The organism is Pseudomonas sp. TE3644 (assembly GCF_056278815.1).
Genome location: NZ_JBWBQF010000001.1, coordinates 4178679 through 4198990, shown reverse-complemented (window position 1 = coordinate 4198990; position 20312 = coordinate 4178679). Strand labels below are relative to the sequence as shown.

At 63.5% G+C, this 20312-nt stretch carries 15 protein-coding genes; 9 read left to right on the top strand and 6 right to left on the bottom strand.

Annotation, left to right across the window (positions count from 1 at the left end; genetic code table 11):
- Positions 1 to 18: 18 nt before the first annotated feature.
- The 5 genes from fadA to ACZ9GA_RS18425 all read left to right on the top strand — a co-directional run bounded on the left by fadA (position 19) and on the right by ACZ9GA_RS18425 (position 5308).
- Complete coding sequence (gene fadA / locus ACZ9GA_RS18445; protein ID WP_027978429.1) at positions 19 to 1194, top strand: acetyl-CoA C-acyltransferase FadA; 1176 nt, start codon at positions 19 to 21, stop codon at positions 1192 to 1194.
- Between the two features lie 76 nt (positions 1195 to 1270).
- Positions 1271 to 1522: a DUF1653 domain-containing protein gene (locus tag ACZ9GA_RS18440; RefSeq protein WP_027978428.1), complete on the top strand. Its 252-nt coding sequence runs from the start codon at positions 1271 to 1273 to the stop codon at positions 1520 to 1522.
- 97 nt (positions 1523 to 1619) lie between these two features.
- Complete coding sequence (topA, locus tag ACZ9GA_RS18435) at positions 1620 to 4250, top strand: type I DNA topoisomerase (protein ID WP_457361334.1); 2631 nt, start codon at positions 1620 to 1622, stop codon at positions 4248 to 4250.
- 249 nt (positions 4251 to 4499) lie between these two features.
- Positions 4500 to 5024, top strand: a complete 525-nt coding sequence (locus ACZ9GA_RS18430; RefSeq protein ID WP_457361335.1) for a DUF6586 family protein — start codon at positions 4500 to 4502, stop codon at positions 5022 to 5024.
- 50 nt (positions 5025 to 5074) lie between these two features.
- Entirely contained in the window at positions 5075 to 5308 is a 234-nt protein-coding gene (locus tag ACZ9GA_RS18425; RefSeq protein ID WP_081719153.1) for a hypothetical protein, read from the top strand.
- Between the two features lie 50 nt (positions 5309 to 5358).
- Here ACZ9GA_RS18425 and sulA read toward each other — a convergent pair whose 3' ends face one another.
- Entirely contained in the window at positions 5359 to 5838 is a 480-nt protein-coding gene (sulA, locus tag ACZ9GA_RS18420; RefSeq protein WP_457361336.1) for an SOS-induced cell division inhibitor SulA, read from the bottom strand.
- 10 nt (positions 5839 to 5848) lie between these two features.
- Entirely contained in the window at positions 5849 to 6457 is a 609-nt protein-coding gene (gene lexA, locus ACZ9GA_RS18415; RefSeq protein ID WP_027978423.1) for a transcriptional repressor LexA, read from the bottom strand.
- A 264-nt stretch (positions 6458 to 6721) separates the two neighbouring features.
- Between lexA and ACZ9GA_RS18410 the strand changes: the two genes are divergently transcribed.
- Complete coding sequence (locus ACZ9GA_RS18410; RefSeq protein WP_457361337.1) at positions 6722 to 7429, top strand: TetR/AcrR family transcriptional regulator; 708 nt, start codon at positions 6722 to 6724, stop codon at positions 7427 to 7429.
- Between the two features lie 171 nt (positions 7430 to 7600).
- Positions 7601 to 8611 (top strand): beta-N-acetylhexosaminidase, encoded by a 1011-nt coding sequence (gene nagZ, locus ACZ9GA_RS18405; RefSeq protein ID WP_457361338.1) that lies wholly within the window; start codon positions 7601 to 7603, stop codon positions 8609 to 8611.
- Positions 8612 to 8758: 147 nt separating this feature from the next.
- Here nagZ and ACZ9GA_RS18400 read toward each other — a convergent pair whose 3' ends face one another.
- The gene (locus ACZ9GA_RS18400; RefSeq protein WP_457361339.1) at positions 8759 to 11056 is read right to left on the bottom strand and encodes a DEAD/DEAH box helicase; all 2298 of its coding nucleotides are present in this window, start codon (positions 11054 to 11056) and stop codon (positions 8759 to 8761) included.
- Between the two features lie 35 nt (positions 11057 to 11091).
- Positions 11092 to 14541: a transcription-repair coupling factor gene (mfd, locus tag ACZ9GA_RS18395; RefSeq protein WP_457361340.1), complete on the bottom strand. Its 3450-nt coding sequence runs from the start codon at positions 14539 to 14541 to the stop codon at positions 11092 to 11094.
- 188 nt (positions 14542 to 14729) lie between these two features.
- On the opposite strand from mfd, the gene ACZ9GA_RS18390 reads away from it, so the two are divergent.
- Complete coding sequence (locus ACZ9GA_RS18390; RefSeq protein WP_457361341.1) at positions 14730 to 16193, top strand: glyceraldehyde-3-phosphate dehydrogenase; 1464 nt, start codon at positions 14730 to 14732, stop codon at positions 16191 to 16193.
- An 881-nt stretch (positions 16194 to 17074) separates the two neighbouring features.
- Here ACZ9GA_RS18390 and tcuC read toward each other — a convergent pair.
- Positions 17075 to 18364 (bottom strand): MFS transporter, encoded by a 1290-nt coding sequence (gene tcuC / locus ACZ9GA_RS18385; RefSeq protein WP_457361342.1) that lies wholly within the window; start codon positions 18362 to 18364, stop codon positions 17075 to 17077.
- A 158-nt stretch (positions 18365 to 18522) separates the two neighbouring features.
- Positions 18523 to 19083 (bottom strand): chalcone isomerase family protein, encoded by a 561-nt coding sequence (locus ACZ9GA_RS18380; RefSeq protein ID WP_457361343.1) that lies wholly within the window; start codon positions 19081 to 19083, stop codon positions 18523 to 18525.
- A gap of 54 nt (positions 19084 to 19137) precedes the next feature.
- Here ACZ9GA_RS18380 and ACZ9GA_RS18375 point away from each other — a divergent pair, with 54 nt between their 5' ends.
- Positions 19138 to 20160 (top strand): FAD:protein FMN transferase, encoded by a 1023-nt coding sequence (locus tag ACZ9GA_RS18375; protein ID WP_457361344.1) that lies wholly within the window; start codon positions 19138 to 19140, stop codon positions 20158 to 20160.
- Positions 20161 to 20312: the final 152 nt, after the last annotated feature.

The following is a 20312-nucleotide window of genomic DNA, read 5'->3' as shown; positions in this document are numbered from 1 at the left end:
TAGAGCGAGAACGTATTTATGAGCTTGAATCCGAGAGATGTGGTGATTGTCGACTTCGGTCGCACGCCAATGGGCCGCTCCAAGGGTGGCATGCACCGCAACACCCGCGCCGAAGACATGTCGGCGCACCTGATCAGCAAGCTGCTGGAGCGCAACGTCAAGGTTGACCCGAGCGAAGTCGAGGACGTGATCTGGGGTTGCGTCAACCAGACCCTGGAGCAGGGCTGGAACATCGCGCGCATGGCGTCGCTGATGACCCAGATCCCGCACACCGCGGCCGGCCAGACCGTCAGCCGCCTGTGCGGCTCGTCCATGAGCGCGCTGCACACTGCCGCCCAGGCGATCATGACCGGCAACGGCGATGTCTTCGTCGTCGGCGGCGTGGAGCACATGGGCCACGTGAGCATGATGCACGGCGTGGACCCCAACCCGCACATGTCCCTGTACGCCGCCAAGGCGTCGGGCATGATGGGCCTGACCGCCGAAATGCTGGGCAAGATGCACGGCATCACCCGCGAAGCCCAGGACGCCTTCGGCCTGCGTTCCCACCAACTGGCCCACAAGGCCACCGTGGAAGGCAAGTTCAAGGACGAAATCATCCCGATGCAGGGGTATGACGAGAACGGCTTCCTGAAAATGTTCGACTACGACGAGACCATTCGTCCGGACACCACCCTGGAGAGCCTGGCCGCCCTGCGACCTGCATTCAACCCCAAAGGTGGCACGGTGACAGCGGGCACTTCGTCGCAAATCACCGACGGCGCCTCTTGCATGATCGTCATGTCGGCCCAACGTGCTCAAGACCTGGGCATCCAGCCAATGGCGGTGATTCGCTCGATGGCCGTGGCCGGTGTCGACCCTGCGATCATGGGCTACGGCCCGGTGCCGGCGACCCAGAAAGCACTCAAGCGTGCAGGCCTGTCCATCGCCGATATCGACTTCTTCGAGCTCAACGAAGCCTTCGCTGCACAGGCCCTGCCGGTGCTCAAGGATCTGAAAGTGCTCGACAAGATGAACGAGAAGGTTAACCTGCACGGCGGCGCCATCGCTTTGGGTCACCCATTCGGTTGCTCCGGTGCACGTATTTCGGGCACCCTGTTGAATGTCATGAAACAGAACAACGGCACCTTCGGGGTGTCCACCATGTGCGTGGGTCTGGGTCAGGGCATTACCACCGTCTTCGAACGCGTCTAAGCATTCGGCAGTCGGCGAACCGGGGCCAGGTGCCCCGGTTTTTGTTTTTCAGAATATTTGTTCAAGCGAGGCACACATGCAGTTACAGCCAGGGCTCTACCGTCACTACAAAGGGCCTGAGTACCGCGTATTCGGGGTTGCCCGCCATTCCGAGACAGAGGAAGAAGTGGTCTGCTACCAGGCGCTGTATGGCGAGTTTGGCCTGTGGGTAAGGCCGCTGAGCATGTTCCTGGAATCGGTCGAAGTTGACGGCGAGCGCGTACCGCGCTTTGCTTTGGTCGAGGCCGAACCGAGTCTGTTCGAGCGGCCCGGCGACGAGATCGCTTGATCATCCGCGCTTGACCTCACTTCGTCACCACTATATATAGCGGTGCCTCGAAGGCATCAACGCTTTCATTTCTAGCTATTCAGGAATTTTCTGATCCATGGGCAAATCGCTGGTCATTGTGGAATCCCCGGCTAAGGCCAAGACCATCAACAAGTATCTGGGCAACCAATACGTGGTGAAGTCGAGTATCGGCCATATCCGAGACCTGCCCACCAGCGGTTCGGCTAGCGCCACGAAAGAGCCGGTGAAGCGTGGCAAGGCCGCGGCCGCCGAGGCACCTGCCTTGTCGCCCAAGGAAAAGGCGCGCAAGCAACTGGTGGCGCGCATGGGCGTAGACCCGGAGCACGGCTGGAAAGCCCACTACGAGATCCTTCCCGGCAAGGAGAAGGTGATCGAGGAGCTGCGCCGTCTCGCCAAGGATGCCGACACCATCTATCTCGCAACCGACTTGGATCGCGAGGGGGAAGCCATTGCCTGGCACCTGCGCGAAGCCATCGGTGGTGATGACACCCGCTACAAGCGCGTGGTGTTCAACGAAATTACCAAGAAGGCCATTCAGGAGGCCTTCTCAACGCCAGGCGAGCTGGACATTGATCGCGTCAATGCCCAGCAGGCACGTCGTTTCCTCGACCGCGTGGTTGGTTACATGGTTTCGCCGCTGCTGTGGTCCAAGATCGCCCGTGGCCTGTCGGCAGGCCGCGTGCAGTCGGTGGCCGTGAAGCTGGTGGTGGAGCGCGAGCGTGAAATCCGCGCGTTCAACCCGGAAGAGTACTGGGAGATCCACGCCGACCTGGGCACCGCCAAGAACGCCAAGGTGCGTTTCGAAGTGGCGCGCGAGAAGGGCGAGGCCTTCAAGCCGCTCAACGAAGCCACCGCCATGGCTGCCCTGGCAAAGCTCAAGGCGTCCACCTACAGCATCGTCAAGCGTGAAGACAAACCGACCAGCAGCAAGCCGTCGGCGCCTTTCATCACCTCGACCCTGCAGCAGGCCGCCAGCAACCGCCTGGGCTTCGGCGTGAAGAAAACCATGATGATGGCCCAGCGTCTGTACGAAGCCGGCTACATCACCTACATGCGTACCGACTCCACCAACCTGTCCGCGGACGCGGTGGAAATGGCCCGCAGCTACATCGAAAGCGAATTCGGCAAGCAGTACCTGCCGGCCGCACCGATGGTGTACAGCAGCAAGGAAGGCGCCCAGGAGGCGCACGAAGCGATTCGTCCGTCCGACGTCAACACCCACCCGAGCAAGCTGGCGGGCATGGAGCGTGATGCCGAGCGCCTGTACGAGTTGATCTGGCGCCAATTCCTGGCCTGCCAGATGCCGCCTGCGCAATACCTGTCCACCACCGTCACCGTGGCCGCCGGCGAGTTCGAGCTGCGTGCCAAGGGCCGTATCCTCAAGTTCGACGGTTACACCCGTGTGATGCCGCAGATGGCCAAGCCGGGCGATGACGACGTGCTGCCGGAAATGGACCAGGGCGAAGTGCTCAAGCTGCTTGAGCTGGACCCTACCCAGCACTTCACCAAGCCGCCGGCGCGCTACTCCGAAGCCAGCCTGGTGAAAGAGATGGAAAAACGCGGTATCGGTCGCCCGTCGACCTACGCGGCCATCATCTCCACCATCCAGGACCGCGGCTACGTGGCCCTGCACAACCGCCGCTTCTACTCCGAGAAGATGGGCGACATCGTTACCGAGCGTCTGTCGGAGAGCTTCTCCAACCTGATGGACTACGGCTTCACCGCTGGCATGGAAGAGAACCTCGACGACGTGGCCCAGGGCGAGCGTGACTGGAAGAACGTGCTGGACGAGTTCTACGGCGACTTCAAGAACAAGCTGGAAGTGGCAGGCTCGGCCGACAGCGGCATGCGTGCCAACCAGCCGACGCCAACCGACATCACCTGCCGCGAATGCGGCCGGCACATGATGATCCGTACCGCGTCCACTGGCGTGTTCCTGGGGTGCTCGGGCTACAGCCTGCCGCCCAAGGAGCGTTGCAAGGCCACCATCAACCTGGTGCCGGGCGACGAAATCGCCGCCGACGACGAGGGTGAATCCGAGTCGCTGGTACTGCGTGGCAAGCACCGCTGCCCGATCTGCGCCACCGCCATGGACGCCTACCTGCTGGATGAAAAGCGCAAGCTGCACATCTGCGGTAACAACCCCGACTGCGTGGGCTACGAGATCGAAGAGGGCAACTACCGCATCAAGGGCTACGAAGGCCCGAGCCTGGAATGCGACAAGTGCGGCAGCGAGATGCAGCTCAAGACCGGCCGTTTCGGCAAGTTCTTCGGCTGCACCAACCCTGAGTGCAAGAACACCCGCAAGCTGCTGAAAAGCGGCGAGGCGGCGCCACCGAAGATGGACGCGGTGAAGATGCCGGAGCTCAAGTGCGAGAAGGTCAACGACACTTACGTGCTGCGTGATGGCGCTTCGGGGCTGTTCCTGGCTGCCAGCCAGTTCCCGAAAAACCGCGAAACCCGTGCACCCTTGGTCATCGAAATCATCCCGCACAAGGACGAAATCGATCCCAAGTACCACTTCCTGTGCGAAGCGCCGAAGAAGGACCCGGATGGTCGCCCAGCCGTGATCCGCTACAGCCGCAAGACCAAGGAGCAGTACGTGCAGACCGAGGTGGAAGGCAAGCCGACTGGCTGGCGCGCGTTCTACGAAGGCGACAGCTGGAAGGTGGAAGACAAGCGGGCGAAAGAGAAAGAGCCGGCTTGATTCAGCAGCAATGAAAAAAACCGCGCCCTGGCGCGGTTTTTTTGTGTTCGGCTCTCGGGCCTCTCGCGAGCAAGCTTTGCTCCCACAAGGTGAAGCCAGACATCGATGGCTGGCTCGACACTGTGGGAGCCAAGCTTGCTCGCGAGAGGCCCTAAAGGCCAATAGCGATGATTTGCCTTGCGATTGGGTGCATCGATCCCTGAAACTGTCTGTCTGCCCGAACCCCGTCGTTACCGGAGGGTGCCCGCCATGGCCCACGAACTCTACACCCGCACCAACCAGAAAATTTACTTCGCCGGCCTGTCCCTGGAAGCCCTGGGCAAGGCCGAGCAGGGCCAGGCCATGAACGCCCTGGCCCGCATCCAGGCTGAACGCGAATCGGCGCTGTTCCACCTGTACGGCGCCTTGCTGGGCCTGTGCCATGAAATCGCCGGCTTCTACCGCCTGCCTCAAGCCGCCACGCCGCGCGCCGAAGACCTGCTGACCCCGCAGATTCTGGCGCAGATCGCCATTCCTGAGATGGCCGAGCTGGTGGAGCTGGCCCAGGCGCCTGGTACCTGGGTCTACGAGCTGCTGGCCGCCCACGCGGCGCTGCACCGTCCGCCCCAGGCGCCGAAGGTGGCCAAGGGCGATGTCACCCAGCCGTTGATCGTCGCAGTCAACCTGGACGCGCCTGAAGAGCCCGAGGAGCTGACCCGCGAAGTGTTGGAAGGCTGGCGTCAGCAGCTCAAAGGGTTGGCCATTCGGTACCGTGACGGCCTCAGTGAGTGCTGATTGCGTCAGCGGCTGCTACAATAGCGCCCTCACGTGGAGACCCCCTTTATATGCCAACGTCCTTTCTAGAAATTGTCGAGCTTCCTGACGGCCGAATCGAACTGCGCCGTGCCGAGGATGAAGGCTCGCTGGTAACCTTGAATTTTTCCGAGGATGCCAAGGCTTTCCTGCAGGGACAGCATGTGGAAGTCGCCAAGGCCATGCTCAGCGTAGGCGTGCAGATGGCTGGCAAGATGGTGGAAGGCGAGCTGGAAAAAGAAGAAGGCCCGCGCGTCCTTCATTGATGCATGCCCACATCCCGTAGCCGCTGCCGTCAGGCTGCGGCTACAGTGCTTTATGCCATGCGGATGTTGAGGCTTTGGGCATCGCCCACGCGTGCTGCCGTGATCAACTGCTGGCGCGCGCTGCTGCTGAGCGGGTTCAGCCAGCTCACCACCGTATGGCTACGCCCCAGGCGCAGCGCCTCGCAGGTCAACTGCTGCGGGCTCTGATTGCCGCCCGGCTGCAGAATCAGAATGCGTTCACGGTTGAGACCGGCATCGCGTAGCCAGGCCTGGGTCAGGCTGGCCGGCGGGGCGATCAGGGTCAGCCAGCGGGCGTCGTCTTCCTGCTCGCTGAGCTCGCGCAGCATGGGGGCCAGCAGGCTCAGGCAGTTCCCGGCGGCGCCACGCAATGATACTTCACTGAAGGCTTCGGGCTGTGGGGCCGTCCAGGGCACTTCGGTTGCGTGGGTGAACAGCGGCGCGACAGGTTGAGCCATGAAGGCCTCGAACAAGGACAGTTGAGCCGGTTGCATCGATTGTGGGAGCTGCATGTAGCCTCCTTTATCGGCGTATGACGCCGACACTCAAGCCTTCGATGACCAGGTCCTGGTCCTTGAGGTTGACTTCGATGGGCGCAAATTCCGGGTTCTCCGCCAGCAGCCAGACCTTGCTGCCTTCGCGCTTGAAGCGCTTGACGGTCACTTCGTCGCCGATGCGCGCCACCACGATCTGGCCATTGCGGGCCTCGCGGCAGGTGTGCACGGCCAGCAGGTCGCCGTCGAAGATGCCCACGTCCTTCATGCTCATGCCGTGCACGCGCAGCAGGTAGTCGGCACGGGGGTGGAAGAAGGTGGGGTTGATGTTGCAGGATTCCTCGATGTGCTGTTGGGCCAGAATCGGCGCACCGGCAGCAACCCGGCCAATGATGGGCAGGGTGGATTCGTCGGCCTTGGCCTCGAAACCGGGAATGCGGATGCCGCGGGACGCGCCCGGGGTCATTTCGATGGCCCCCTTGCGCGCCAGCGCCTTGAGGTGTTCTTCAGCGGCGTTCGGCGACTTGAAGCCCAGTTCCTGGGCGATTTCCGCGCGGGTGGGCGGGAAGCCGTTGTCGTCGAGGCAGCGCTTGATGAAAGCCAGAATCTCGGCTTGGCGTGGCGTCAGTTTCAGCATGTCGATCGCTCTGTCTTTTTATACAGTGACTGGGATTATATACAGTATGCGGGGCTTGGCAATCCTGCTGTCGTCACCGCTCGTCCTGTGGCCGTGCAGGCACCATTCGGCGGGCGGGCGCGGCTTATAGCGAGTAAGTGGGCCAAATGCCAGTGCGGTGTGGTTAAATATGTGACCGACTAGCCACTAAACGTCCGCCCAGGCTTGACAGGCAGGGGTCGTGAAACGTATGTTTCAAACAAGTGTTTGTCAGGTGGATTTAGCATGGCCCAGTCGGAAACCGTTGAACGCATACTCGACGCTGCCGAGCAGTTGTTCGCGGAAAAAGGTTTTGCCGAGACCTCGTTGCGGCTGATCACCAGCAAGGCCGGGGTCAACCTGGCGGCGGTGAACTATCATTTCGGCTCCAAGAAGGCCCTGATCCAGGCGGTGTTCTCACGCTTCCTGGGGCCGTTCTGCATCAGCCTGGAGCGTGAGCTGGAGCGCCGCCAGGCGCGGCCCGAGCACAAGGCCAGCCTGGAAGAGCTGCTGGAGATCCTGGTCGAGCAGGCCATGGTGGTGCAGCCACGCAGCGGCAACGACCTGTCGATCTTCATGCGCCTGCTGGGCCTGGCCTTCAGCCAGAGCCAGGGCCACCTGCGTCGTTACCTGGAAGACATGTACGGCAAGGTCTTCCGCCGCTACATGCTGCTGGTCAACGAAGCCGCACCGCGCATTCCGCCGCTGGAGCTGTTCTGGCGCGTGCACTTCATGCTCGGCGCTGCGGCGTTCAGCATGTCCGGCATCAAGGCCCTGCGCGCCATTGCCGAGACCGACTTCGGCATCGACACCTCCATCGAGCAGGTGATGCGTCTGATGGTGCCATTCCTGGCCGCCGGCATGCGTGCCGACAGCGGGGTCACCGACGGCGCCATGGCCTCGGCGCAACTGCGCCCGCGCAGCAAGTCGACCCCGGCGCTGGCCAAGGCCTGAGCCAATTGACGGTGGGCGCGGCGGGCGGCTTCGGCTAAGCTAGCCGCCCATGCCTATTCTGAATCTGCGGCCTCGTCCAGGCGCCGCGCTTTCCCCCTCGCTGATAGACCCCTGTGTGGCCCCAGGCTGCACGGTGCGGCATTCATGCACCTGCGAATCAAGGATTACCTCATGACTTCCCGCCTTCAAGGCTCGTTGATGGTCGATATCGCCGGCACCTGGCTGACCGCCGAAGACCGCCACCTGCTGCGCCAGCCCGAAGTGGCTGGCCTGATCATCTTTGCCCGCAACATCGAGCACGCCCGTCAGGTGCGCGAACTGTGCGCGTCCATCCGCGCCATTCGCCCCGACCTGATCCTGGCCGTGGACCAGGAGGGCGGCCGCGTGCAGCGCCTGCGTCAGGGCTTTGTGCGGCTGCCGGCCATGCGCGCCCTGGCCGACAATGACAACGCCGAGTACCTGGCCGAGCAGTGCGGCTGGATCATGGCCACCGAAGTGCTGGCCGTGGGCCTGGACCTGAGCTTCGCCCCGGTGCTGGACCTGGACCACCAGCGCAGCGCGGTGGTGGGCAGCCGTGCCTTCGAGGGCAACCCGGAGCGTGCCACTGCGCTGGCCGGTGCCTTTATCAAGGGCATGAACGCGGCCGGCATGGCAGCGTGTGGCAAGCACTTCCCCGGTCACGGCTGGGCTGAGGCGGATTCGCACGTGGCCATCCCGACCGACGAGCGCAGCCTTGAGCAGATCCGTGCCCTGGACCTGGTGCCGTTCGCGCGCCTGAGCCGTCAGTTGGCCGCAGTAATGCCGGCCCACGTGATTTACCCGCAGGTCGACAACCAGCCGGCCGGGTTCTCCCGTCGTTGGTTGCAGGACATCCTGCGCGGCGAGTTGCAGTTTGATGGGGTGATTTTCAGTGACGACCTGTCGATGGCCGGTGCCCATGTGGTGGGCGATGCGGCCAGTCGTATCGAGGCGGCGCTGACGGCCGGCTGCGATATGGGGCTGGTGTGCAATGACCGTGCGGCCGCCGAATTGGCGTTGACGGCGGCGCAGCGGTTGAAGGTTGTGCCGTCGCCGCGTATCGCCGGGATGCGCGGGCAGGCGTTCAGCAATGTCGAGTATCGCCAGGATCCGCGCTGGCTGACGGCCGTTGGCGCGTTGCGTGAGGCGCAGCTAATTGATTGATCCCCGCCTTCAGTAAGGGCATGGATGTGGGAGCGGGCTCTGCCCGCGAAGCAGGCGCCACTGTGTACCAGGCGTGGCGCGGTGCCCTTTTCGCGGGTAGAACCCGCTCCCACAATAAAGGTTGCCCCCACCGACGGCGGTGCCTTTTTAGCGCTTGCGCGGCTTACGCCCCGGCAACGGCTCGAACAGCGCATCGATATCCTCCGGCGCCATCTTCCAATCCGCCGTTTCACGCCCCTCCAGAATCCCCGCCGCCAATGCCGATTTCTCCGATTGCAGGTGCTGGATTTTTTCCTCCACCGTGCCCCGGGTAATCAGCTTGTAGACGAATACCGGCTTTTCCTGGCCAATGCGATACGCGCGGTCTGTGGCCTGGTGCTCGGCCGCCGGGTTCCACCACGGGTCGTAATGGATCACGGTGTCGGCCGCCGTCAGGTTCAAGCCCACGCCGCCGGCCTTGAGACTGATCAGAAAGATCTGCACCTTGCCTTTCTGGAAGTCCTGCACCGGAATACGCCGATTCTTGGTGGCGCCGGTCAGCAGGGCGTAGTCGATGCCGCGCTGTTGCAGTTCCTGTTCGATCAACCCCAGCATCGAGGTGAATTGCGAAAACAGCAGGATCCGCCGGTTTTCCAGCAGCAGCTCTTCAATAATCTCCATCAGGCTGGCCAGCTTGCCCGAGCTGTTGCCGCGGGTTGGCGCCGCCGTGCCATTGACCAGGCGCAGGTCGCAGCACACCTGGCGCAGCTTGAGCAGCGCTTCCAGGATGATGATCTGGCTGCGCGCCACGCCCTTGCGGGTGATCTCCTCGCGGACTTTCTTGTCCATGGCCAGGCGCACGGTTTCGTACACGTCGCGCTGGGCCTCGTTGAGCTCCACCCAGTGGGTGATCTCGGTCTTGGCCGGCAGTTCGGTGGCCACTTGTTCCTTGGTGCGGCGCAGCAGGAACGGCTTGATGCGCGCGTTGAGGTGCTGCAGGCGTTCCTGGTCGCCGTGCTTCTCGATGGGCACGCGGTAGTCGCGGTTGAACGCCTTGGCGTCGCCCAGCCAGCCTGGCAGCAGGAAGTGGAACAGTGACCACAGCTCGCCCAGGTGGTTTTCCAGCGGCGTGCCGCTCAGGCACAGGCGCTGGCGGGCGCGCAGCTGGCGCGCCGCCTGGGCCGCCTTGCTGCCCGGGGTCTTGATGTACTGCGCCTCGTCGAGGATCAGCACGTGCAGCGGCACCTTGCTCAGTGCTTCCAGGTCCTTGGGCAGCAGGGCGTAGGTGGTCAGCAGCAGGTCGTAATCGAACAGCTTGTCAAAGTACTTCTTGCGCCCGGCGCCGTGCAGGGCGGCCACGCGCAGGGTAGGGGCGAAGCGCTGGGCCTCGTCCTGCCAGTTGGGGATCAGGCTGGTGGGCATCACCACCATGGCCGGACGGTCGAGGCGCCCGGCGTTTTTCTCGCACAGCAGGTGCGCCAGGGTTTGCAGGGTTTTACCCAGGCCCATGTCATCGGCGAGGATGCCTCCCACTTCCAGCTGGCGCAGGGCCTGCATCCAGCTCAGACCTTCGGCCTGGTAGGGGCGCAGCTTGGCGGCCAGGTCGGCGGGCGGCGGGGTGGGCTGGGTGCGGATGTCGCGCAGGCGTTCGGCAAAGCCGCGCAGCCGCTCCCCGCCTTCCCAGCTCAGCGGCAGCTCCTTGAGGGCGTTGAGCCGCGTGGCGTCAGGCGTGGGCAGGCGCAGGCGGGTGTCGCCCGGCTCGCGCAGGTAGAAATCGCCCAAGGTGGTCAGCACCGGCTTGAGGCGCCCGTAGGGCAGGGCCACTTGCATCAGCCGCGGCTTGTTGGCCTGGGGGCTGTGAATCGGCACCAGAATCTGTTCGTCGTCGCGGCGCCGCGCCAGTTGCGCCGGGTTGAGCAACTCGGGGTGGGTGCGCAGCAGGTTGATCAGGATGGGCAGCAGGCTCAGGCGTTCGCCATTGACCACGATGCCCAGTTCCAGGTCGAACCAGTCATGCCCGGGCGGCTCGTCGATCACCGCATACCAGTCGTCCACCGGCGTCAGGTCGAAGGCGAACTCTTCGGAATACTCGATCTCCCAGCCTTGCTCGCGCAGGGTGGGCAGGTCGTTGAGCACAAACCGCAGCCAGGCGCTGTCGCTGGGCAGCTCGAAGATATCGCCGGCGCTTTCCGGCAAGGCCTTGCTTTGCCGCGTGGCGATGCGAAAGCCCAGCCCCTGCAACGTGTCGCGCAGGGCCTTCTCGCTCAACGGCTGACGCGCAATGCCGGGCTCGTGAGGCGTGCGTGCGCTGGACACATAATGACCGGCGTAACCGAACGCCAGCGCGGCGCGGTGCTGGATATGCCGCTGCATGCGGCCATTGCGCGGTTCAAAGGCGCTGAACTCGACACTGCCCAGCCACAAGCGTGGCCGGGGTTCGAGGTGCTGAATCAGGTGTTCGGACATTTAGCGGGCAGACACCTTGTGCAAAATCAGGCCACTCATGCGGACTTCGGCGTCAGGCGCTCGAACAACGCTTCAAGGGTATTGAAGCGCTCATCGGCGCGTTCCATGGGTACCATGAACTTGAACATGGTAGCGCCTTCGAATTTGTAACGGTTGGGCTGGCCCTGGATCAGCTTGATCAGCACCAGCGGGTCCACCGGCGTTTCTGCGGCGAACTCGATGCGCCCGCCTTGCGGGCCGGCGTCGACCTTCTTGATGCCCAGGGTTTCCGCCTGCAGCTTGAGCAGGGTCAGGCGCACCAGGTTCTTGGTGGGCTCGGGCAGCAGGCCGAAGCGGTCGATCATCTCCACTTGCAGGTCCTTGAGGCCGTCCTCGTCCACCGCCGAGGCGATGCGCTTGTACAGGATCAGTCGCGCATGCACGTCGGGCAGGTAGTCCTCGGGGATCAGTGCCGGCAGGCGCAGGTTGATCTCCGGGCCGCCGCCCAGCGGCTGGTCGAGGTTGGGCTGTTCGCCCTTGCGGATGGCCTTCACCGCCCGCTCCAGCATTTCCATGTACAGGGTGAAGCCCACGGCCTGGATCTGGCCGCTCTGGCCTTCGCCCAGCAGTTCGCCGGCGCCGCGGATTTCCAGGTCGTTGGTGGCCAGCACGAAACCGGCGCCCAGGTCCTGGGTATTGGCGATGGCCTCCAGGCGCTTCTCGGCGTCCGGGGTAATCTGTTGCCGTGGTGGCGTCAGCAGGTAGGCGTAGGCCTGGTGGTGGCTACGGCCCACGCGGCCGCGCAGCTGGTGCAACTGTGCCAGGCCGAACTTGTCGGCGCGCTCGATGATGATGGTGTTGGCACTGGGCACGTCGATGCCGGTCTCGATGATGGTCGAGGCAATCAGCACGTTGAAGCGCTTGTGGTAGAAGTCGCTCATCACCTGTTCGAGTTCGCGTTCGCGCATCTGCCCGTGGCCGATGCCGATGCGGGCCTCGGGCACCAGTTCGGCAAGGTCGGCGGCGCACTTCTCGATGGTCTTCACGTCGTTGTGCAGGTAGTACACCTGGCCGCCGCGCAGCAGTTCACGCAGCAGCGCCTCTTTCACGGTGCTTTTGTTCTGCTCCATGACGAAGGTGCGCACCGACAGCCGGCGAGCCGGCGGGGTGGCGATGATCGACAGGTCGCGCATGCCCGACACCGCCATGTTCAGCGTGCGCGGGATGGGCGTTGCGGTGAGGGTGAGGATGTCCACCTCGCTGCGCAGCGCCTTGAGCTGTTCCTTCTGGCGCACGCCGAAGCGGTGCTCCTCGTCGATGATCACCAGGCCCAGGTTCTTGATCTTGACGTCGTCCTGCAGCAGCTTGTGGGTGCCGATGACGATGTCGATGTTGCCTTCGGCCAACTGCGCCACGGCGGCGTTGACCTCTTTGGTGGACTTGAAGCGGCTCATCACCTCGACCGTCACCGGCCAGTCGGCGAAGCGGTCGCGGAAGCTGTTGTAATGCTGTTGGGCGAGCAGGGTGGTGGGTACCAGGATGGCCACCTGGCGGCCGCCGTGCACGGCGATGAAGGCGGCGCGCATGGCCACCTCGGTCTTGCCGAAGCCCACGTCGCCACATACCAGGCGGTCCATGGGCTTGGGCGCCAGCATGTCCTCGCGCACCGCTTCAATGGCCGATTGCTGGTCGGGGGTTTCCTCGAACGGGAAGCCGGCGCTGAAGGTGGCGTAGTCGGCGGTCGGGTCGGCGAACGCGTAACCCTTGCGCGCCGCGCGGCGGGCGTAGATGTCCAGCAGTTCGGCGGCCACATCGCGCACCTGTTCGGCGGCCTTGCGCTTGGCTTTCTGCCAGGTTTCCGAGCCCAGGCGGTGCAAGGGCGCCAGGGCGTCATCGCTGCCGGTGTAGCGGGCGATCAGGTGCAGGTTGGCCACCGGCACGTACAGCTTGGCATTCTCGGCGTATTCCAGGGTCAGGAATTCGGCCATCTGGTTTTCGATTTCCAGCGTCGCCAGGCCCAGGTAGCGGCCCACGCCGTGGTCGATGTGCACCACCGGTGCGCCCTCGCGCAGCTCGGTGAGGTTCTTGATCACCGCGTCGTTGTTGCCGTCGGTGCGTTTTTCGCGACGGCGACGCTGCATCACCCGCTGGCCGAACAGCGGGCTCTCGGCGATCAGCGCCAGGGCCGGGTCGTCAAGCACCAGGCCGTCGTCCAGCGGGGCGATGGTGATGGCCAGGCGGTCCTTGCCGCTGGCAAAGTCGGCCCAGCCGTCGACGGTTTTGGGTTTGAGCTTGAGACGGTCCAGCAGCTCCAGCAGCACTTCGCGGCGGCCGGCCGATTCGGCGGTAAACAGCACGCGGCCAGGGAACTGGTCGAGGAAGTTCGACAGCGCCGCCAGCGGCTGGTTGGCCTTGGCCTCGATGGCAAGGTTGGGCAGCGGCTGCGCCGGGAAGCGATCGCGGCCCACGCCGGGCTCGATGTCGGCTTGGCTGGCGACCACGCGCGGCCAGTTCTTCAGGCGCGCGAAGCAGTCTTCCACCGGCAGGAACAGCTCGGCAGGCGGCAACAGCGGCCGCTGCTTGTCGATCTTGCGTTCTTCGTAGCGGTTGCGCACATCGTTCCAGAAGTTCTCTGCGGCCTGCTCGATGCCCGGCAGCGAGAACACCTGGGTGTCCTGGGGCAGGTAGTCGAACAGGGTCGAGGTTTCCTCGAAGAACAACGGCAGGTAGTACTCGATACCGGCCGGGGTGATGCCGCTGCTCAGGTCCTGGAAGATCGGCGTACGCCGGAAGTCCACGTCGAAACGCTCGCGAAAGCGCGCCTTGAAGCGCGTCACGGCTTCCTTCTGCAGCGGGAACTCGCGGGCCGGCAGCAGGCGCACCGAGTCCACCTTGTCGATGGAGCGCTGGGTTTCCGGGTCGAAGGTGCGCAGGGTCTCGATTTCGTCATCGAACAGGTCGATGCGGTAGGGCAGCTTGCTGCCCATGGGGAACAGGTCGATCAGCGCGCCGCGCACGGTGAACTCGCCGTGCTCGTACACCGTGTCCACGTAGCGGTAGCCGCTGGCCTCCAGGCGTGTGCGCATCTGCTCCACGTCCAGCTTCTGGCCCACGTCCAGCACCAGGCTGCTGCCCAGCAAGAATTGCGTCGGCGCCAGTCTATGTAGGGCTGTGGTCACTGGCACTACCAAAACGCCGTGATCGAGCTCCGGCAGCCGGTACAGGCTGGCAATACGCTGGGAAATGATGTCCTGGTGCGGCGAGAACAGGTCGTACGGCAGGGTTTCCCAGTCGGGAAAATGCAGCACGGGCAGGCCGGGGGCGAAGAAACGCAGCTCCTGCTCCAGCCGGTCGGCGCTTTGGCTGTCGGCGGTCAGCAGCAGGGTGAAGCGCTTGGCGGCGCTGGCGGCTTCGGCAATCGCCAGGCTCAGGGCGGCCCCTGGCAGGTTGCCCCAGGTATGTTTCCCCGCGGTGGAGGACAGTAGCGGTAGACGCAGGACAGGCACGGGCGGTCAGGCTCCAGGCGTTGCGACAAAGACAACGATTGTACCGGCCCTTGGCCGGGCTGTCAGTTTCGACCGCTCGAAAACGAAACCTTCGCGCAAAAGCCCGGTCTATGAGCCTGTGTCGACAGGCGCTCATTGCTCCGCCGAGCGCTGGAAGTCATAATGTAGCCCCTTTTTTCTGTCCCTACATGTGGAAGGTTCCCGTGACTCAGAAGCCCGACCAGTGTCTTGGTGAATGGATCGATCGTGAAGCGCTCGCCGAGGCGATGATTCCGCTGATCGGTCAGCTCTACCGCAATAACAACGTGGTGAGCTCGATCTATGGCCGCAGCCTGATCAACCGTTCCGTCATTCAGATCCTCAAGGCCCACCGCTTTGCGCGTCACCGCCAGGCCGACGAAATCGAATTGTCTGTCCACGAGACATTCCCCCTGCTCAAGGCCATGAGCGAGCTGAAACTGGGTGCCGCCTCGGTGGACCTGGGCCGCCTGGCCAACAAGTTCAAGGAACAGGGCAACGGCCGCACTGCCGAGCAGTTCGTCCGTGAAGAAATGGCCGACATCGTCGGTCAGCAGAACGCTTCCCCACGCAAGGGCAAGGACGTAGTGCTGTACGGCTTCGGTCGTATCGGTCGCCTGCTGGCCCGCATCCTGATCGAGAAGACCGGTGGCGGCGACGGCCTGCGCCTGCGTGCCATCGTGGTGCGCAAGGGTGCCGACAACGACCTGGTCAAGCGCGCCAGCCTGCTGCGTCGCGACTCGGTACACGGCCCGTTCGATGGCACCATCACCATCGATGAAGCCAACAGCACCATCACCGCCAACGGTAACCTGATCCAGGTTATCTACGCCAAGAACCCGACCGAGGTGGATTACACCCAGTACGGCATCAGCAACGCGCTGCTGGTGGACAACACCGGCGTATGGCGTGACGCCGACGGCCTGGGCCAGCACCTGGCCTGCCCGGGTGTGGACCGCGTGGTGCTGACTGCACCGGGCAAAGGCAAGCTGAAGAACATCGTTCACGGCATCAACCACGGCGAAATCACCGCTGACGACAAGATCGTCTCGGCCGCCTCGTGCACCACCAACGCCATCGTGCCGGTGCTCAAGGCTGTCAACGACAAGTTCGGCATCGTCAATGGCCACGTCGAAACCGTTCACTCGTACACCAACGACCAGAACCTGATCGACAACTTCCACAAAGGTTCGCGCCGTGGCCGCAGCGCCGCGCTGAACATGGTGATCACCGAGACGGGCGCTGCCACCGCCGCTGCCAAGGCCCTGCCTGAGCTGGCCGGCAAGCTGACCGGCAACGCCATTCGCGTGCCGACGCCTAACGTTTCGATGGCCATCCTGAACCTGAACCTGGAAAAGGCCACCACCCGCGAAGAGCTCAACGAGTACCTGCGCCAGATGGCCATGCACTCGGACCTGCACAAGCAGATCGACTTCGTGAACTCGCAGGAAGTGGTTTCGACCGACTTCGTGGGTTCGCGTCACGCCGGTGTGGTTGATGCTGAGGCCACTATCTGCAATGACAACCGCGCTGTGTTGTACGTTTGGTACGACAACGAGTTTGGTTATAGCTGCCAGGTAGTGCGTGTGATGGAAGACATGGCGGATGTAAACCCGCCGGCGTTCCCGCGCTAAGCGTTAGCTTGAAATGAAAAAGCCCCGGCAGAGATGTCGGGGCTTTTTTGTTGTGCTGATGGCCTGCGCAAACCCTGTGGGACCGGGCGTGTCGCGGACCGCTTTGCTTCCGTGAGGCCTTTGATCTTGATTGTGTGCCCCCGTTAGAGCCCAGGGCCGACCGGAGACGTCGATCAAGCGGCCTGAGGCGTAGCCGAAGGAGACGGAACCGGAGGCGCTTCTATTCCGGGCCGTCGTCCGCTTGATCGGCGGCGGAGGGAGGGGACCCGGAGCGCAGCGTAGGGACCGGGCTCGGGGGCAAGCCTTTTTTGGTTACTTTTTGACTGGGCCGGCACACCGGGCGTTTGTCAAAAAGTGACCCGCCGTAAGGGCGGAAAGGTGACTGCGCATCACCCGAGATAATGGATATGTTCACGGTCTGCGGATCCCGCTTTTGAGGACTGTGGGCATATCCATTATCTAGGGTGCGACCACCGACCGTTTCGCCCTTACGGCGAGTCACTTTTTGGCAGTCGCCCGGTGTGCCGGCCCAGCCAAAAAATAACCAAAAAGGGCTCGCCCCGAGCCTGGGCCCTGCGCTGCGCTCCGGGTCCCCTCCCTACGGCGTCGATCAAGCGGACGACGGCCCGGAATAGAAGCGCCTCCGGTTCCGTCTCCTTCAGCTACGCTGAAGGCCGCTTGATCGACGCCTCCGGTCGGCCCTTGGCTCTAACGGGGCCTAAGATCAAAAGCAAGATCAAGATCAAGATCAAGAGCCAAAGCAAAAGCAAGATCAAAAGCGCTTTGCGTAGCCGCTGCCGCCAGGCTGCGCTGGCCCTCACGGACACTGAAAATCTCCAGCGAGGAATCGGCCCAGCGCAGCCTTCGGCAGCGGCTACAACTCACGCCCCCGCCGCCTGCGCGGTACGCAGCGCATGCCTGTTCCCATGAAACAACACCAACGTCGCCACCAACCCCAACACCGCCGCACCACTCAACCAGATCCCCGGCGCCGCCTTGTTGTCCAGCACATGAATCAGGTACGTACACGCCGCCGGCGTAAACCCGCCAAAAGTCGCCGTCGCCAGGCTGTAAGCCAGCGAAAAACCCGTAGTGCGCACCTCCACCGGCATGATCTCGGTCAACGCCACCACCATCGCCCCGTTATAGCTGCCATACAAAAACGACAACCACAGCTCCACCGTCAGCAACCGCTCGAAACTGGGCGCCTGCACCATCCAGTTCAGCGAAGGGTAGGCCGTGAGAATCGCCAGGATGGTTGCCGCCAACAGCAACGGCTTGCGCCCCACACGGTCCGACACCGCACCCATCACCGGCAACCAGAAAAAATTCGACAGCCCGATCAACACGGTCACCAACAACGCATCAAAGTCCGACAAATGCAGCTCGGCCTTGCCGAAGGTCGGGGTGTAGGCGGTGATCAGGTAGAACGACACCGTGGTCATCACCACCAGCGCCATGCCGGCCAGCACCAGGCCGAAGTTCTGGCCGATGGAACGCACGATCTGCTTGAGGGTAGGGCGGTGCTTGCGGGCCTGGAATTCAGGCGTTTCTTCCAGTGAGCGACGGATGACAAAGATCGCGGGCACGATCATGCAGCCCACCAGAAACGGCACGCGCCAGCCCCAGTCGCCCATCTGCTCGGGGCTCAGCCAGTGGTTGAGGGCCACGCCCAGCAGGCCGGCGAATACCACCGCCGCCTGCTGGCTGGCCGACTGCCAACTGACGAAGAAACCCTTGCGCCCCGGGGTGGCGATTTCTGCCAGGTACACCGATACGCCGCCCAGTTCCACGCCCGCCGAGAAGCCCTGCAACAGCCGACCCAGCAGCACCAGCAGCGGCGCCGCCACGCCCAGGGTGGCGTAGCCGGGCACGCAGGCGATCAGTACGGTGCCCATGGCCATCATCGCCAGGGTCACGATCAGGCCCTGGCGGCGGCCGTGGCGGTCGATGTAGGCGCCCAGGAAGATGGCGCCCAGCGGGCGCATCAGGAAACCGGCGCCGAAAGTGGCCAGCGACAGCATCAGCGAGGCGAAGGCGTTGTCGGAGGGGAAGAAGGTCTTGGCGATGGCGGTGGCGTAAAAGCCATACACCATGAAGTCGAACATCTCGAGAAAGTTGCCGCTGACAACGCGAAAAATCGCCTTGCCCTTGCCGGAAGTCGAGGCCATGGGAGTGCACTCACGTAGATGGGGTGGGGTGGGAGGGCGCTTGGCAGCCGTCCACGCCGACTTTTTGCGGGTTTGCGCAAAATATTTTGTAACAAGATGTATAAGTCTAGGCGCTGATGGGGTTTCTGCCTGCAAGGTGTAACGTTTCAGCCTGTAGGTCAGGAAGACGCAGGCTGCAAAAGTGCCGTGCGTAAGTTGTCAGAAAGGCCCCTGGGGGCCAGCCAGATGGCCAGGTACAGACGGGCCAAGTCCTTGTCTTTACTGACAAAAATTACCTGTCCGTTGCGTTCCAGCGACAGCCCGGCGGCGGTGGTGTAGGTGAGGGCATAACGGTCGCCGGCATGGATGTCGGTGAAGCTTTGATGCAGCCGGTCGATCTCCGGCCGGGCGGCGCGCAACAGGTTGGGGCTGGCCTGGCGTTGCAGGGTCTGGTTGGCAGCCTTGATCACGTCTTCGCGGTCGATGTTGTGGAAGTAGAACAGCTCCAGGCGCTGATCACTCAAGTCGTTCACCGCCTGCTGCGCGCTGGTGCCGGGCTGGGCGTAAAACGCCGCGGCATAGACATCGACGAACAGGTAATTGAGCAACGCCTGGCTTTTGCGTTGCAATGGCGGCTGGCCCCACTGCGTGGCGAAATTGGCCTCCTGCAGGCGGTCGGCGCTGTTGCCCCAGGCCAGGGCGCAGAAGAAGAGCAGAAGCAACAGCGGCTTGTGGCGCATAATGGCGTCTTCCTCGAATGTCTGTCTCAAGGTTAAGTCAAAATTCGCCTGTCCATGTGCCTTGCCCGTCCTTTTCTGATGCTCAACCTGCTGGCCGCCCTGGCGGGCTGCAGTGGTGGCGACCCGGTGGAAACCTTCAGCGGCCCGACCATGGGCAGTCGTTACGACATCCAGTATGTGCCCACGGCGCAGACGCCCCAGCGCTCGCAAGTGCAGGCCGAGGTGGAGCGCATCCTCGGCGAGGTGGACCAGCAGATGTCGCTGTACCGCGACGACTCCGAGGTGCAACGCTTCAATGCGCTGCCCGCGGACAGTTGCCGGGTGATGCCGCCCGCGGTGCTGGAGCTGGTGCAGTACGGCCAGTCACTGTCCAGCGCCAGCCAGGGCGCCTACGACCAGACTGTGGGCCCGTTGATAAACCTGTGGGGGTTCGGCCCCAACAGCCACCGCCAGCAAGTGCCGCGCCCGGCGGTGCTGGCCCTGACCCGCCAGCGCGTGGGTTACCAGCACCTGCGGGTTGACGGCGGGCAGTTGTGCAAGGACGCGGCCGTGGCCGTGGACCTCAACAGCATCGCCGCCGGTTACGCCGTGGAACGCATCGGCGCGCGCCTGCAGGCGCTGGGCGTGGGCAACTATCGCGCCGAAGCCACCGGCCAGCTCAAGGCCGTGGGGCGCAAACCCGATGGCAGCGCCTGGCCAATCAGCGTGCCCACCCCCCGTGCGGGCGATCAGCACGCCAGCCAGACGCTGGGCATTGATGGCTACGGTGTGTCGACCTCGGCCGAGCAGACGCATTTCTTCGTGCATGACGGCACGCGCTATTCCCACCTGCTCGATGGCCGTACGGGCGCGCCCATCACCCACGCGTTGTCCTCGGTCACGGTGATTCATCCTTCGGCGACAGCGGCCGATGGCCTGTCTACGCTGTTGATGATTCTGGGGCCGGAGCAGGGGTGGGCGTATGCCCAGCTTCACGACATTGCCGCGCTATTTGTGCGCCGCGACGGCGAGGTGCTGTCCAGTCGGCCGACCCCGGCATTCGAACGGATGGCTGCTGTAGGAAAAGTTGACCATTGACGCGTTGATGCAGACATCAATAGCCTTTGACGCGACCAAGGGTTAATGTTCGCGGCGAATACGCTTCTATAGACTGCATCCCCGAGTTTTCGATGCCGCATGGCGGCATGTTGAGCCGGAGGTACCAGAGTGGTGCCTCGGCCTGTTCTGAA

Excerpts from the sequence above, each read along its gene's own strand:
- sulA (WP_457361336.1), bottom strand. The coding sequence starts at position 5,838 with ATGCAGCTCCCACAATCGATGCAACCGGCTCAACTGTCCTTGTTCGAG.
- lexA (WP_027978423.1), bottom strand. The coding sequence starts at position 6,457 with ATGCTGAAACTGACGCCACGCCAAGCCGAGATTCTGGCTTTCATCAAG.
- nagZ (WP_457361338.1), top strand. The coding sequence starts at position 7,601 with ATGACTTCCCGCCTTCAAGGCTCGTTGATGGTCGATATCGCCGGCACC.
- ACZ9GA_RS18440 (WP_027978428.1), top strand. The coding sequence starts at position 1,271 with ATGCAGTTACAGCCAGGGCTCTACCGTCACTACAAAGGGCCTGAGTAC.
- ACZ9GA_RS18430 (WP_457361335.1), top strand. The coding sequence starts at position 4,500 with ATGGCCCACGAACTCTACACCCGCACCAACCAGAAAATTTACTTCGCC.
- tcuC (WP_457361342.1), bottom strand. The coding sequence starts at position 18,364 with ATGGCCTCGACTTCCGGCAAGGGCAAGGCGATTTTTCGCGTTGTCAGC.
- ACZ9GA_RS18425 (WP_081719153.1), top strand. The coding sequence starts at position 5,075 with ATGCCAACGTCCTTTCTAGAAATTGTCGAGCTTCCTGACGGCCGAATC.
- topA (WP_457361334.1), top strand. The coding sequence starts at position 1,620 with ATGGGCAAATCGCTGGTCATTGTGGAATCCCCGGCTAAGGCCAAGACC.
- ACZ9GA_RS18410 (WP_457361337.1), top strand. The coding sequence starts at position 6,722 with ATGGCCCAGTCGGAAACCGTTGAACGCATACTCGACGCTGCCGAGCAG.
- ACZ9GA_RS18390 (WP_457361341.1), top strand. The coding sequence starts at position 14,730 with ATGTGGAAGGTTCCCGTGACTCAGAAGCCCGACCAGTGTCTTGGTGAA.
- ACZ9GA_RS18400 (WP_457361339.1), bottom strand. The coding sequence starts at position 11,056 with ATGTCCGAACACCTGATTCAGCACCTCGAACCCCGGCCACGCTTGTGG.
- ACZ9GA_RS18380 (WP_457361343.1), bottom strand. The coding sequence starts at position 19,083 with ATGCGCCACAAGCCGCTGTTGCTTCTGCTCTTCTTCTGCGCCCTGGCC.
- fadA (WP_027978429.1), top strand. The coding sequence starts at position 19 with ATGAGCTTGAATCCGAGAGATGTGGTGATTGTCGACTTCGGTCGCACG.
- ACZ9GA_RS18375 (WP_457361344.1), top strand. The coding sequence starts at position 19,138 with ATGTGCCTTGCCCGTCCTTTTCTGATGCTCAACCTGCTGGCCGCCCTG.